At 60.7% G+C, this 13,354-nt stretch carries 12 protein-coding genes; 7 read left to right on the top strand and 5 right to left on the bottom strand.

Annotated elements, in window-relative coordinates; genetic code table 11:
* Positions 1–5: 5 nt before the first annotated feature.
* Entirely contained in the window at positions 6–1,532 is a 1,527-nt protein-coding gene (locus FHT97_RS14355; protein ID WP_183863062.1) for a sugar ABC transporter ATP-binding protein, read from the bottom strand.
* 167 nt (positions 1,533–1,699) lie between these two features.
* On the bottom strand, positions 1,700–2,728 hold the full coding sequence (locus FHT97_RS14350) for a substrate-binding domain-containing protein (protein ID WP_183757651.1): 1,029 nt from the start codon (positions 2,726–2,728) through the stop codon (positions 1,700–1,702).
* 462 nt (positions 2,729–3,190) lie between these two features.
* Here FHT97_RS14350 and FHT97_RS14345 point away from each other — a divergent pair, with 462 nt between their 5' ends.
* On the top strand, positions 3,191–6,061 hold the full coding sequence (locus FHT97_RS14345; protein WP_183863061.1) for a winged helix-turn-helix domain-containing protein: 2,871 nt from the start codon (positions 3,191–3,193) through the stop codon (positions 6,059–6,061).
* 9 nt (positions 6,062–6,070) lie between these two features.
* On the opposite strand, the gene FHT97_RS14340 is transcribed toward FHT97_RS14345, so the two are convergent.
* The 3 genes from FHT97_RS14340 to FHT97_RS14330 all read right to left on the bottom strand — a co-directional run bounded on the left by FHT97_RS14340 (position 6,071) and on the right by FHT97_RS14330 (position 8,300).
* Positions 6,071–6,376 carry a putative quinol monooxygenase gene (locus tag FHT97_RS14340; protein WP_183863059.1) on the bottom strand — a complete coding sequence of 102 codons (306 nt, stop codon included), beginning with the start codon at positions 6,374–6,376 and terminating at the stop codon, positions 6,071–6,073.
* A 12-nt stretch (positions 6,377–6,388) separates the two neighbouring features.
* The gene (locus FHT97_RS14335; RefSeq protein WP_183863057.1) at positions 6,389–7,105 is read right to left on the bottom strand and encodes an alpha/beta hydrolase; all 717 of its coding nucleotides are present in this window, start codon (positions 7,103–7,105) and stop codon (positions 6,389–6,391) included.
* Between the two features lie 190 nt (positions 7,106–7,295).
* Positions 7,296–8,300 (bottom strand): MFS transporter, encoded by a 1,005-nt coding sequence (locus FHT97_RS14330; RefSeq protein ID WP_246712635.1) that lies wholly within the window; start codon positions 8,298–8,300, stop codon positions 7,296–7,298.
* Positions 8,301–8,968: 668 nt separating this feature from the next.
* Between FHT97_RS14330 and FHT97_RS14325 the strand changes: the two genes are divergently transcribed.
* The 6 genes from FHT97_RS14325 (at position 8,969) to FHT97_RS14300 (ending at position 13,339) form a co-directional block, all read left to right on the top strand.
* Positions 8,969–9,400, top strand: a complete 432-nt coding sequence (locus tag FHT97_RS14325) for a heme-binding protein (RefSeq protein ID WP_183863053.1) — start codon at positions 8,969–8,971, stop codon at positions 9,398–9,400.
* Positions 9,401–9,412: 12 nt separating this feature from the next.
* Entirely contained in the window at positions 9,413–10,468 is a 1,056-nt protein-coding gene (locus FHT97_RS14320) for an NAD(P)-dependent alcohol dehydrogenase (RefSeq protein WP_183863051.1), read from the top strand.
* Positions 10,469–10,516: 48 nt separating this feature from the next.
* A complete protein-coding gene (locus FHT97_RS14315) occupies positions 10,517–11,200 on the top strand; it encodes a type 1 glutamine amidotransferase domain-containing protein (protein WP_183863049.1) in 684 nt (227 codons plus the stop codon).
* Between the two features lie 27 nt (positions 11,201–11,227).
* On the top strand, positions 11,228–11,530 hold the full coding sequence (locus FHT97_RS14310) for a putative quinol monooxygenase (protein WP_183863047.1): 303 nt from the start codon (positions 11,228–11,230) through the stop codon (positions 11,528–11,530).
* A 17-nt stretch (positions 11,531–11,547) separates the two neighbouring features.
* The gene (locus FHT97_RS14305; protein WP_183863045.1) at positions 11,548–12,927 is read left to right on the top strand and encodes an aldehyde dehydrogenase family protein; all 1,380 of its coding nucleotides are present in this window, start codon (positions 11,548–11,550) and stop codon (positions 12,925–12,927) included.
* A 136-nt stretch (positions 12,928–13,063) separates the two neighbouring features.
* A complete protein-coding gene (locus FHT97_RS14300; protein ID WP_183863043.1) occupies positions 13,064–13,339 on the top strand; it encodes a hypothetical protein in 276 nt (91 codons plus the stop codon).
* Positions 13,340–13,354: the final 15 nt, after the last annotated feature.

The following is a 13,354-nucleotide window of genomic DNA, read 5'->3' as shown; positions in this document are numbered from 1 at the left end:
CCTCCTTAAGCGGCATGATCTGCCGTCCTCGCCGCGCTGACCCCCGATGCAAGGCGGATCACGGCTTCTTCCGTCATGTCTTGCGGGCCAAGCTCGCCCGCGATGCGCCCCTCCCGCACGACCATCACGCGGTCGCAGAGCCCGAGCAGCTCGGGCATTTCCGAAGAGATGACGACGATACCGATACCGCCGCGCGCAAGGTCGCGCAGCAGCCGGTGAATTTCGGCTTTCGCGCCGACATCGATGCCGCGTGTCGGCTCATCCATCAGGATCACCTTGGGATTGACGGCAAGTTGCTTGGCGATCGCCACCTTCTGCTGGTTACCGCCCGAAAGCGATTTGACCGGCGCCTCGACGCCGAGCATGCGCACCGCCAGCCGCCGCGCGAAATCCTCCGCCACCGTCGCCTCGGCGCGACCGTTGAGCAGACCGGCATGATTGGTGAGCGCCTTCAGGTTCAGCACCGAGATATTCTGGGCGATCGACATTTCCAGGAAAATGCCCGCGCCCTTACGATCCTCCGACAGATAGAGGATACCGGCCTTAACGGCATCGGCATAGGCGCGGATCGCCTGAGACTTGCCATGCAGGCGGACCTCGCCGGATGTATGCGCACGAAGGCCGCAAATGCCCTCGGCGATTTCCGTGCGGCCGGAGCCGATCAGGCCACCAATGCCGAGGATTTCGCCTTTGTGCAAATCGAAGCTGATGTCATGAAAACGCGCACCGTCGCTGATGCCATCGACTTCAAGGATCGTCTCGCTGGATGCCTCGCCCGCTCCGAGTTTGTCGGGATAGAGCTGCGTAATCTCGCGACCGACCATGCGGCTCACCACGTCGTCAGCCGTGACATCGGCGATGTTGTCGGTGCAGACATAACGGCCGTCACGGAACACGGTCACCCGGTCGCAGAGACTGAAGATCTCCGCCATGCGATGGCTGATATAGATGATCGAGATGCCGTTCGCCTTGAGGTCGCGGATGATGGAAAAGAGCCGCTGCGCCTCCGTTTCGGTAAGCGCAGCAGTGGGCTCATCGAGGATCAGAACGCGGCAGTCTAGCGTCAGCGCCTTGGCGATCTCGACAAGCTGCTGGCTGGAAATCGGCAGGTCCGCGACCTTCTGGCGCACATCGATGGCGGCGAGCCGGTTCATCACTGCCTGGGCATCGCGCTCCAGGGCACGGTAATTCATGAAAGGGGTGCGTCGCCGGTTGGTCGCCGCCATGAACATGTTTTCGGCCACTGTCGCATCCGGGCAAAGTGCGATTTCCTGATGCACGAGACCGATGCCCAGCGATTGCGCGGCAGCCGGCGAAGCAATACGCACGGGTTTGCCATCAACGCGGATCTCGCCTTCGGTCGGCTGCAGCACGCCCGCGATGATGTTCATCAGGGTCGACTTTCCGGCGCCGTTTTCGCCACACAGCGCATGAACCTCGCCGCGTTCGAGCGTGAAGTTGACATCGGTCAAGGCCTTCACCGCCCCGAAATGCTTGGTCATGCCGTGAATGGTAAGCACCGGCTCCGTCATTGGTCATTTTCCCTTACTTCATAGCCGGCAACAGATCGAGGCGGCCGCTGTAATCTGACGCTTCTCCCCCAGCGGGGAGAAGTGCCAAGTTTGCGAGGCGATGACGGGACAGGGACAGTGCGGCATGCTCAGAGCCAGCCCCTCATCCACCCGGGGAGAAGAGCCCCTTATTCCTCGATTCCCTTCGTGCCACGCCGCTTCAGGTACTTGTCCCAATAGAAGTCGTCGGCATTTTCGGCGGTGACGATCGAAAGGCCGTTGTCCACCACCGGGATGCTCATCGGGTTGAAGCCCGAGCGCTTGGCGTCATTCATCGGGTCGATCAGTTCCGGGTGCTTTGCAAGCCACAGCAGCATGAAGCCCATATAGCCCTGCATGCCTTGGTTCGGGTTGATCGATCCGAAGACTTCGCCGGCCTTGATCATGTCGAGGATGTTGGCGTTGACGTCGGCGCACATCACGAGAACCTTGCCGCCGTTTTCCTTGGACGCCTGCGAGGCACCGATCGCGGAGTTCGCCTCTGGCATGAAGACTGCACCGAGGTTCGGATTGGCCTGAATCAGGCTCGAAAGCCCCTGATAGGCCTTGGTCGGGTCTTGGTTGGAAGCGGCGCGGCCAACCAGCTTCATGTCCGGCCACTTTTCTTCCATGCGGCCGATGAAGGCGGTGATGCGCTTGTCGTGGTTGTCCTGACCAGGATTTTCCAGAACCGCATATTCGCCCTTGCCACCCATCTTCTCGGCAATCGCATCGGCGGCATAGACTCCTTCGCGGTTGTTGTCCGAGGTGATGAACGAAACGCGCTTGGAAAGCGGCGAGTCGGCGGCGAAGGTGACGACGGCCGTGCCCTGGTCGATGGCGCGGTTGATCGGCTCGATGAACGGATCGGAGTTCATCGGATGGACGAGGATGCCGGCCGGGTTCTGGGCCAGCGCCTGGTCGAAGGTGGCGATCTGCTTGTTGACGTCATATTCCGGCGTGCCTGTATAGGCCGTTTCGCAGCCGAACTGCTGGCCGGCCTGCTTGAACATCTCATAGACCGGGAACCAGTATTCGACGCCCGAAACCATGACGTTCATGACGTATTTTTCACCCGGCTTACAGCGGAACGGATTGTCGGTCTCCGCCGACGCCGTGCCGGCAAAAAGCGTTGTTGCAAGGACCGCCAATGCGGTCGAGCCTAAAAATTTGCGCAAGATTCCTCCTCGAGGCCGAAGCCCCTCCCAAAAGCCCGAGGGCGTCAAACCGACGCCGCTGATCGCGTTGAAACCGAACTTCCTCCTCGAAGTTCGATGGGAACAATAAAGGCGAAGATGAAATACTTGTCAATATAATTCATATTGTGAAATATATTTCACAACGTCACAATCAGACGGAATTCAATTTCGGCTGCGAGGTTGCATGCCTTGCGTCGTTATTGCTGCCACGGCGCAACAGGTCCAGCAATGCCAGCACTTTACCGCGAGGTGATATTGTCGCCCGAGTGCGGCATGATCGTGCGCTCAGTCATGATGAACGTCTTCACTTGTTGAGCCAACACGGGTGGGTGACCCTGGCGCGAAAAGCGGCTAAATTCGCTGGCAAGCGCCAGTTTGAGCCTTGAATTCGTTCGGCGCAACTCATGACAGCACGGTCACAGCGAAATCATCTGAGAGCGCATGGAACGATCCGGCAAATCAGACGGCAAGACATATTGCTTTGGTGACTATCGGTTCATTCCGGACCGGCAACTACTGATGTTTCGCGACAAGCCGTTGCGGTTGGGAAGCCGGGCCGTCGATCTGCTCCACCTGCTCGTGAGCCACCCGGGAGAGGTCGTCGGCAAGGACAAGCTTATGAGTTTCGCCTGGCCGGGCACCTTCGTTCACGAAAGCAACCTGAAAGTCAACATCGCCGCGCTGCGCCGGGCCCTTCCACGAACGGCCTCAGGCCTGTCGTGCATTGCCACCGTGGCCGGCCGCGGCTACCGCTTCGTTGCGCCCCTGCGCATCTATGGTGGAAGCCAGCCGCACCTCTCCTTCGATGCGGCCAACGCTTTCATCCGCGAGTTGCCCCGCCTGCCGCAACTTGTCGGTCGCCACGACGTCGTTGCGGAGCTCGCCGCCAGGCTTCCGGAAAGCCGACTGGTAACCGTTGTCGGACCAGCGGGAGTCGGCAAGACGACTGTCGCTGTCGCCACGGCAAAAAGCCTTCTGGACAACTATCGGGACGGTGTCTGTTTTGTGGATCTTGCCGTCATCGGCGATCCCCAGCTTGTGGAGGTGACGATAGCGACGTCGCTGGGCATCGGCGGCAGATCGGCGAATACGCTTGCCGGGATCGTCGAGGCATTGCGCAGTCACGAAATGCTGCTCGTGCTGGACAACTGCGAGCATGTTCTCAGCACCGCGTCGGCGATCGCGGAACACCTTACGCTTGCGCTTCCGGGCCTTCACATCATCGCCACAAGCCGGGAGCCGCTTCGATCACGGTCGGAGAGCGTCTATCGCCTGTCTCCGCTTCCCTATCCAGACGAACACCGCGGAGAGAACCGAGCAGATGCCCTGACCTTCCCCGCGGTCCAACTCTTTGTTCAACGCGTCAACGAAGCCTGCGGATACCAACTCGATGACGCTGACGCACCAGTCGTGGCAGCAATATGCCGGCGTCTGGACGGTATTGCGCTTGCAATCGAGCTCGCAGCATCGCGGCTGCCGTTATTGAAACCGACAACCCTGCTCTTTCTGCTCGAGCACAGTTTTGAGCCACTTGTCGCCAGTTCCGCGGGGACCCCGCCACGACACCAGACCCTGCTCGCGACCCTGGAGTGGAGCTATCAGCTCCTGTCCAAGGAGGAGGCCAAGCTTCTACGCTTCCTGTCGGTCTTTTCGGCAAGCTTCTCTTTCTCCGATGTCATCGGCGTGGCCGACCACATTGGCCTAGCAATCGAGGAGATCGCCGCTTGTACGCAAAACCTTGCGGCAAAATCGCTTTTGTCGGCCGCGCACGACGTCGAAGGACTACGCTATCGTCTGCTCGACTGCACTCGCAGCTTTGCGGCCGAGCAGTTGGACAGGAGTGGAGAAGCCGCCAATGCCCGATCCAGCCACGCGCGCTACCTGCTCCGGCTTTTCGAGCAAGCCGAAGCGGAGTGGCTGTGGAGGCCGAGAAATGAATGGACCGCGTGCTACGCACAGCGGACGAACGACTTGCGCAAGGCGATCGACTGGACACTCGGTCACGGCGCCCAGCCGGAGGTGGGCGTGCGCCTTACCGCCGCTGCAATTCCGCTTTGGGACGAATTGTCGACCGTCGCTGAAAGCCGGCAATGTGTCGAGCGTGCGCTGAGATGCACGGAAGCACTGTCGCGTTGCGACCCCGCTATCAAGATGAAGCTCATCGCGTCCTATGCCTCGGGCCTCAATTTCTCCGATAATCTCGGTCCCGAAGCCGACGCGGCGTGGACGGAGGCAAACCGACTGGCGCGCGAGATCGGCAATGTCGATTATCAACTTCGCACCTTGTGGGGGCTTGGCATATTGCAGAGCTTCACCGGGCGACACAGGCAGGCGATCGCGACGCTTGAGCAGTTTGCCAAACTCGCAGGCGGCGATGATGAACGGCTGGCTATCGTAGAGGGAGAACGGGTAAGGCTCACGGCCGTCTTCTATCGCGGCGATATCGGGCGCGCGCATTCCGGCCTGAAACGGCTCGCGCGCGACAATGCCACCTCGGCAAAGCGCTCGGCTGTTGCCCGCTTCCAGATGGACCGGTTCGTGTCGATCCGGGTGGCATTGGCGATGACGGCCTGGGTAGCCGGAGATCGCCGTGAAGCGGCGGCAGCATTGCAGGACGCGCTCGACCATAGTGTCGCACTCAACCACACGGTCTCGCATTCCAACGCTCTGGCGCAGGCCGCCTTGCCTATCGCCTTTTGGTCCGGCGATACCGAAATCGCACGCCTGCATGTCGCGGCGCTTGCCCGCAATCTTACTCTACGCGAAATCGCGATCTGGCGGCCGGTCTGCCTGTTCTACCGCGGCGTCGTCGGGAGCACGGACGGCGACCCGGAAGGGGTCGACACGATGAAACTCGCGATCGAGCAACTCGTCGCCAACAACTTCCTTGTTCGGGTGCCGTTCTATCTCGCCACTCTCGCCGAGGCTGCCTTGCGCGAAGGGCGCATCGCGCTGGCCCGCGACAGCCTGAGTGCCTCTTTCGACCGCGCCGACCGACAGGGTGAACACTGGTCTCGACCGGAGCTGTTACGCGTGCGCGCCATGCTGCAGCGACTGGATGGCGACCTGTCGGGCGCGTCGGAAACGCTGCTGCTCGCGGCGGAAACAGCAAGGGAAAGCGGCGCGCTTTTCTTCCGGCTTCGGGCATCGACGGCATTGGCGGAACTATGGGTCGAAGCCGACCGGCGCGACGCCGCGGCCGAACTGCTGTCGCCCGTCTGCGCCGAGTTCGATGACGTACTACCCTGCGTGACCGTGGTGAAGGCGCGTCAACTTCTCGAAGCTCTCCGGCAAAACACCTATCCTGATTGAGTTTTGACCCTAGCCATTCTTGCTCGCAACCATTACGGGGTCGAGGACAAAGGCGCTCCGTTCGGCGAGATCATGGATGCTGGCGAGGTAATTCTTGAAATGCGGCGTCTCGCGGTGCGCCGCCACCGCGGCGTTGTCGATATAGAGTTCATCCAGAACATAGCGGTCGGCTTTCGCCTGATCCCGCCAGACATCCCATCTCAGGTTCCCCGGCTCCATCCTGCACTCGGGTGCCATGGCGAAGAGCAGCGCCTCAAGTTCTTCGGCTTTGCCCGGCTTGGCAAGCAAGTTGGCCATGATCTTGATGTAGGGCATGATCCGGTTCCGCTATTTATCCGCAGTTTCGATGAAGGCTGCGACCTCTTTGGCATGCGAAAGCATGACGGCATGGCTGCTGTCGATCTCGGTGGTCACACTGCCGGCCCGTTTGGCAAATCCCCTCTGGAAGGTTGGGGGGATCATCATGTCTTTCGTGGTGACCATGAAATACGAGGGCTTGGCCTTCCACGCGACCTTGCTGATTGGGGTCTTCACAGCGTCCAGTCCCCAGGGAACCTGGGCTGCGGCCATGAAGCCTGTAATTGAGGCATCGACATCGGCGGCAAATGCCTTCGGGAATTTCGACGGGTCGACGGTTAGGTAGCCATCACTGGGCGGCAACAGCGGTGCGGCCGATTCTCCGGCCGGAACCGGCTGTTCCGCAAGCGATGCCACCGACTCCCCGGCGTCGGGCGCGAACGCCGCGACATAGACCAGGCTTTGCACCTTGGGGTTATCGCCGGCCTCGGTAATGACCATCCCACCGTAGGAGTGGCCAACGAGGACCACCGGATGTTTCGCCTTAGCGATCACACGCTCCGTGGCCGCGACATCGCCACTGAGGCTGATCGTCGGGTTCTGAACCACCAGCACCTCATACCCATCCTTGCTCAGGGTGTCGAACACCGCCTGCCAGCCGGAGCCGTCGACGAACGCGCCGTGCACCAGAACGATCGAGACGGGTTTTTCGGCGGCGACAGAGGCCGCTGGAGCAAAAGCAGTCATGGCCGCGGACAATATCCAGATTGTGGGTTTCATCGTGTCGAACTCCTGATGTCTCGCGATGGGCGGCGGACCGATGCCGGCCGTCCTGGAAACTGCGGAGATGATATCGTGAGGGTTGCGGCTCGGCTGGTTAAAAGACGTAAAAATCGAACGCGGTCACACAACCACCGGGATCGGCCCGCTGGCGCTGCTAGGCTTTCCGGGTTGGATAAGGCCCCAGGAAAAGAACCACTGTCGCGCCGCCGATGAGCAGCAGCGCACAGGCTTTGAGGATGCCCGAATAGGTGCCGGTGCTGTCGAACGCGTAGCCAAACAGGCTGGGGCCCACGAAAGCCCCGACCACGAAGATACCGTATAGTGTTGCATATGTCGTGGCGTAGCTCCGCATCCCGAGATAGCGGGAAACCAGATAGGCCATCAGGTCGAATTCCACCCCGGATACCAGGCCAAGCAATAGAATGGCGATGCAAGCCATGGCGAAGCTCACATCGTCCAGTGACAGGGTGAAGCAGGCGACCGCGCCGAGCGTCAATATGACCGTACCAACAGCCGGCGCCCAGAACCTGTCGACCAGAACGCCGCCCAGCAGCCGACCGGCTACAGCCGCTATGCCGACGAGCGAGGCGAGCTGGACGACTTCGGTCGGCGACAGATGCAGCGAGCGAAGGATGTTCTCGATGTTGGGAAGCGGAGCCGCGACGGCAAGGGACATCGGAATGAAGACGATGGCCAGAAGCCAGAACGAGCGTGAGCGGAAGGCCTCGCGTGCGGTCATGCCTTCCGACGCAATCCTTGGTGCCAACCCCGCGTCGACATTCCTGCTGCGCAATCCGGCAAAGCCCCAAAGCACCATCGGACATGCCATGACTATCGGCATTGTGCCCACGATGAGGATCGCGACACGCCAGCCGCCCGTCTCGATCAAAAATTGCGCCAGCGGCTTCACCACGAAGGCGAACAGCCCCGCGCCTGACAACGCGATGCCAAGGGCAAGCCCCCGGCGTTCCTCGAATACGCCGTTGATCACCCGCGTGAAGACGACTGGCGTCGCCCCCAGCCCGAAGATCGCGATGGCCAGCCACGAGAGATAATACTGTCCAATCGAGCCGCTCGATGCCGCAAGCGTCATATAGCTCAGGCCCAGGCACGACAGAGAGGTCGACGCCACCAGCCGTGCTCCAAACTTGTCGATCAAGATCGCGAAAAAATGGCCCGACAGCCAGGACCGAAGCGGCCAACAACGACAGGCCGCCAAAAATTGTCGCGAACGACCAGCCGAATTCCCGCGCAAAGATCGGAGCGAAAACGCCGATCGTGTAAAACACTACGGCAGGCAAGCCAAAAGCCGTTCCAAGCAGGCTGGCCAGAACGATCCGCCAGCCGCTCCTGAATTCGGAGAAGTCCGTTCCCTTCATAAAGACTTCCCTCGTCGAAACCAATTGTCCGGCAACCGCGTCACGGCGCAAAAGTGTATGGGCAACCTATCTATGTCTGCAACTCATGCACGGTTGACCACAGTCGTAACACCAGCGGAACCTATTGGAAGGTGGCCGATCGGATGAGAAATGGGCTGTCTCCACAGTGGCCGCTGCGTTGATACGACGGCCACCATGTCCAAAACGGATATGAAGGCGAATTGCGGCCATCCCAACCGAGCCCGCTCGCCCTGATCGGAGATTTACCTTTTTTAACCGGCGACCTTCCTTGAGCGGTGATATCAAGGTGGGGGTCGTCGGATAACGAAATCCCACAGGTTACGGCCCGACAGCATCAACAGGTTCTAGCTTTCGGTGGTCGTTGTTGGCCATGCCTGCTTGCGCCTGGACGTGACTGGTCGAGGAACTATCGGATCGAGGAGGGACCATGCCTCGCGCGCTGAGCACGCTAACTTTGTCGGACGCCAAGCAGATGCTCCAAGCAGCTGAGGTCAAGGCGGCCAAAATTGGCATTCCCTACAACATCGCCGTGGTCGATGCGGGTGGCGCGCTGATCGCCTTCGCACGCCAGGACGGTGCGCTCGAAGGCAGCATCGATCTTGCCATCGGCAAGGCAAAGACATCCCGGATGTTCAACAAGACGACCGAATATCTCGCTGAATTGGCACAGCCCGGCGCACCGCTGTTCGGGATCGAGCAGAGCAACGATGGCCGTGTCGTGATTTTCGGCGGCGGTCTGCCTGTGACGATTGGCGATCAGATCGTCGGTGCGGTGGGCGCAAGCGCCGGTTCTGTCGAGCAGGACATCGCGGTCGCCGAGGCGGCGGCAGCCGCGATCATGAGAAATCCAACACGGTGAAGGAGACCTGTTATGAAGGCCGCGCGTATTCTCGAATACAACAAGCCCCTCGTTCTTGAGGACATCAAGGTTCCCGATATTCAGCCCGACGAGGTGCTCGTGAAGGTCGCCGCCTGTGGCATGTGCCGCTCGGACGTGCTCCTCATCGATGGCTTCTTCCAGGGCTATGGCGATATCCCGCCCCCCGTCATTCCTGGTCATGAAATCACCGGAACGGTCGAGAAGATCGGCGGCGTGGTGGCCAAAGCCTCTGGCCTTTCGGAAGGTGATCATGTCGTCGTCTCGCCCGGATGGGGTGACGGTGTCTGCAAGCATTGCCAGGTCGGCAATACGCATATCTGCCCCAATGTCCGCTGGCCGGGCTTCGGTACCTATGGTGGCTTTGCCGAATACATCCCGGTGCCAGCCCGCTATGCCATCAAAGTTGCCAAACATCTCAAGTTCGAGCAGCTGGCACCACTGACGGATGCCGGACTGACCCCCTATCGCGGACTCAAGAAGATCCGCGATGCCGGTGGCCTGGGACCCGATAAGGTCATCGGCGTATTCGGCATCGGCGGCCTTGGCACCTATGCCGTCCAATATGCCAAGCTGCTGGGCGCGGGCGGCCCGGTCGTTGCCGTCGCGCGGAACGAGGAAAAGCTTCAGGTCGCCAAGAAATACGGTGCCGACCATATCATCGCGATCGAGGGCAAGTCGTCGGAGGATGTCGGAAAAGAGCTCAAGAAGGCGACCGGCCAGGACAAGTTCGACGCGATCATCGACTGCGCCGGTGCTACGGAGATGATGCAACTAGCCTTCTCACGCCTGGCGATCAGCGGGCACTATGCCGACGTCGGCTTCATCGGCGACCGGATCAACATTCCTTTGTTTCCACGTGTCTCCGGCGAGCAAACCTTTCACGGCTCGTTCTGGGGAAGCAACGCGGATCTGATCGAGGTCATGGCGCTGGCAGCCGCGGGCAAGATCCAGCACACGATCAAGACGATCTCGTTCAAGAATATCAACGAATACATCGATCTCATGCGGGACAACAAGATCGTCGGGCGTGCCGTGGTCACATTCTGACGGGACGGCCCGCGAGAACCAACCGAACCATATGTCTAGGAGACAATCATGACCCAGCATGTCCTGTTCATCGTCACCAACGCAGCCGTGATCGGACCGCACAACCGGAAAACCGGCTTCTTCTTTGCGGAAGTTGCCCATCCGTTCGATGTCCTCGACACCGCCGGCATCGCCGTGGAATTCGCCTCTCCTGCCGGCGGTTGGACTCCTTACGACGCCTATGACGAAAAGGACCTCGCCCAGAAGGCGTTCTTCGAGAGCAAGGCTTTTCGGCGGCTAAATCGCAGTCGTAAACTCAGCGAGGTGGATGCGGCCGACTACGATGCCATTCTTGTGCCCGGCGGCCTGGGGCCGATGGTCGACATACAGCGCAATGCGCAGGTGCAGCAGGCGGTCGCGCGTGCCTGGACGACGAACAAGCTGGTGACCGCCGTGTGCCACGGACCCTGCGCGCTGCTCGGTGTGGACGTCGGAGACGGCAAACCGTTCGTCCATGGCAAAAAGCTCACGGGCTTCTCCACGAAAGAGGAATATGACTATGCCCGCGAGGACGTGCCCTACGAACTCGAGGACGCGCTCAGAACCGAGGGCGCCGACTATTCGTCGGTTGCCAATTGGCAGGAGCATGTCGTCGTCGACGGACGTTTGATCACGGGCCAGAATCCCGCTTCGGCAGGCGAACTCGGAAAGAAGCTGCTTGCGGCCCTGCGAGACCGCGCCTCTTTGGCCTAGGCAGCAACGTCAAACGGGAGAACCATCATGCCGCAATCATTCGTGAAAATCACCGCCAGCCTGACTGCACATCCCGGCAAGGCGGATGAACTGCGCGAGTTGCTGATCGGCATGATCCCGCATTGCCGGGCAGAGCCGGGCAATCTGCGCTGGGACATATGGCGAGACACCTCAATGCCCACGCGCTACGTGCTCGATGAGCTCTATCGTGACGCGGAGGCGGTCGAAGCCCATCGCCAGACGCAGCACTACCAGGCCTATCTCGCCCGTGTTCCGGCGTTGGCGGATCGCTCGGCGCTTGTCCTCGAAGCTGTCGCGCTCGGAGAGTAACTGGAACGGAGGATCTCATGCTTGAAGTCGTGCAAGCCTATGATCGCGAACATATCGCCGATCTTCCGACGGACGACGCCACAGCACTTGAAAGCAAGCTGACCCTCGCCCGCAAACGCTTCGAGGACAGGCGCGGCTGGCTGCAGCCGCACCAGCGTCGGGCGGTTCTCCTCCGCCTTGCCGATCTGGTTTTGCAGCAACGCGAGACGTTCGCAAAACGCATCGCACGAGAAGGCGGCAAGCCCTACACCGATGCATTGGTTGAAACCGATCGGGCGATCGATGGGATTCAAAACGCCGCCGAACTGCTTCGCAGCCGAGGTGGCTCCGAGATACCGATGGGCGTCACCCCGGCCAGCGAGGGCCGCCGCGCTTGGACGATCCTGGAACCCATCGGCGTGGTTGCCGCAATTTCGGCGTTCAACCATCCTCTCAATCTCATTGTTCACCAGATCGCGCCGGCGATCGCCACGGGCTGTCCTGTCATCGTCAAGCCCGCCGCCACCACGCCGCTTAGCTGCCTGGAGCTGGTCAAGCTCGTCCATGAAGCAGGCATACCGGATGGCTGGGTCCAGACCCTGCTCCCCGAGAGCCGCGATCTGTCGAGCGCCTTTGCAAGCGATCCGCGGATCGCCTTCCTGAGCTTCATCGGCTCAGCCGCGGTGGGCTGGCATCTGCGCGCCAATCTGGCGCCGGGAACCCGCTGCGCACTCGAGCACGGCGGCGTGGCCCCCGTTATCATCGACCAGACTGCCGATATCGACGCAATCATCGAACCGCTCGCGAAGGGCGGCTACTATCATGCGGGTCAGGTTTGCGTCTCCGTCCAACGCATCTATGTCCATGGGTCTCTCAAGGATGCCTTCGTCGAACGGTTCGCCGAGCGTGTCGGGCGACTGCGCGTAGGAGACCCCCTGCTTGCCCAAACCGAAGTCGGCCCACTCATTACGCCTGAAGAAGCCGACCGGGTCGCAGACTGGGTCGCGCAAGCCGCCTCGGACGGTGCGCGCCTTGTCGGAGGTGGACGCCTCAGCAGCACAACGTTGGCGCCTGCTGTTCTCATGGAGCCGCCCCAAAAATCGACGATATCACACGAAGAAGCGTTCGGCCCGGTCACCTGCATCTTTTCATTTTCCAGTCTCGATGAGGCCATTCATGAGGCAAATTCGTTGCCGGTCTCATTTCAGAGCAGCATCTTCACGCGTGATCTCGCCGTTGCGCTCAAGGCGGCCGAGCGCCTTGATGCCTCGACTGTTATGGTCAATGACCACAGCGCGTTTCGGACCGACTGGATGCCGTTTGCCGGTCGGCGGACATCAGGCTATGGGGTCGGCGGTATTCCATATACTGCGCGTGAGATGACGGCAGAAAAAATGATTGTCTTCAGGCAGCCGTAGCTCGCCGTCCGCCGCGAGGGCACTAGTGAAAATTCCGCGCCTTGACCTTCAGCATTTCGATCCTCAGATCGGGCTCATCCATCGCCTTCGGTCGCACGATCGGCTTCGATGCATCGCGTGGATCCGGCCCGCCACCATGAGTAAACTCGTCTCCCCTGGCTGCTGGCAGCCTGAACCGGGTACCGTGATCGGCAAGACCCCGGGCCATCAGCCGGCCGGTCTGCAGGTGCACGGCTCGATCGCCAACATCATGGCCTCGATGGAGGTTCTGGACCTGATGGAGCAGCAGTTCATCACCGCCGCACAGAATGATTTGATGACCAGGATCGCATCCGTCGAGCTGGACACTTGGCAGAAACGCAAAAAAGCTCCTCGACGCTTGAGCGGAGGAGCTTTGTATCAGGCGCCTTGAATGTGCAAATATTCA

This window comes from Rhizobium sp. BK399 (assembly GCF_014194695.1).
Lineage (GTDB): Bacteria > Pseudomonadota > Alphaproteobacteria > Rhizobiales > Rhizobiaceae > Rhizobium.
Note: the sequence above shows the minus strand (reverse complement) of the source record. Positions and strands in the feature narration are given on the sequence as shown.

What these genes read in the sequence shown, in the direction of transcription:
- FHT97_RS14305 (WP_183863045.1), top strand. Translation starts at nt 11,548, where the DNA reads ATGCTTGAAGTCGTGCAAGCCTATGATCGCGAACATATCGCCGATCTT.
- FHT97_RS14315 (WP_183863049.1), top strand. Translation starts at nt 10,517, where the DNA reads ATGACCCAGCATGTCCTGTTCATCGTCACCAACGCAGCCGTGATCGGA.
- FHT97_RS14310 (WP_183863047.1), top strand. Translation starts at nt 11,228, where the DNA reads ATGCCGCAATCATTCGTGAAAATCACCGCCAGCCTGACTGCACATCCC.
- FHT97_RS14340 (WP_183863059.1), bottom strand. Translation starts at nt 6,376, where the DNA reads ATGCCCTACATCAAGATCATGGCCAACTTGCTTGCCAAGCCGGGCAAA.
- FHT97_RS14300 (WP_183863043.1), top strand. Translation starts at nt 13,064, where the DNA reads ATGAGTAAACTCGTCTCCCCTGGCTGCTGGCAGCCTGAACCGGGTACC.
- FHT97_RS14320 (WP_183863051.1), top strand. Translation starts at nt 9,413, where the DNA reads ATGAAGGCCGCGCGTATTCTCGAATACAACAAGCCCCTCGTTCTTGAG.
- FHT97_RS14345 (WP_183863061.1), top strand. Translation starts at nt 3,191, where the DNA reads ATGGAACGATCCGGCAAATCAGACGGCAAGACATATTGCTTTGGTGAC.
- FHT97_RS14335 (WP_183863057.1), bottom strand. Translation starts at nt 7,105, where the DNA reads ATGACTGCTTTTGCTCCAGCGGCCTCTGTCGCCGCCGAAAAACCCGTC.
- FHT97_RS14325 (WP_183863053.1), top strand. Translation starts at nt 8,969, where the DNA reads ATGCCTCGCGCGCTGAGCACGCTAACTTTGTCGGACGCCAAGCAGATG.
- FHT97_RS14355 (WP_183863062.1), bottom strand. Translation starts at nt 1,532, where the DNA reads ATGACGGAGCCGGTGCTTACCATTCACGGCATGACCAAGCATTTCGGG.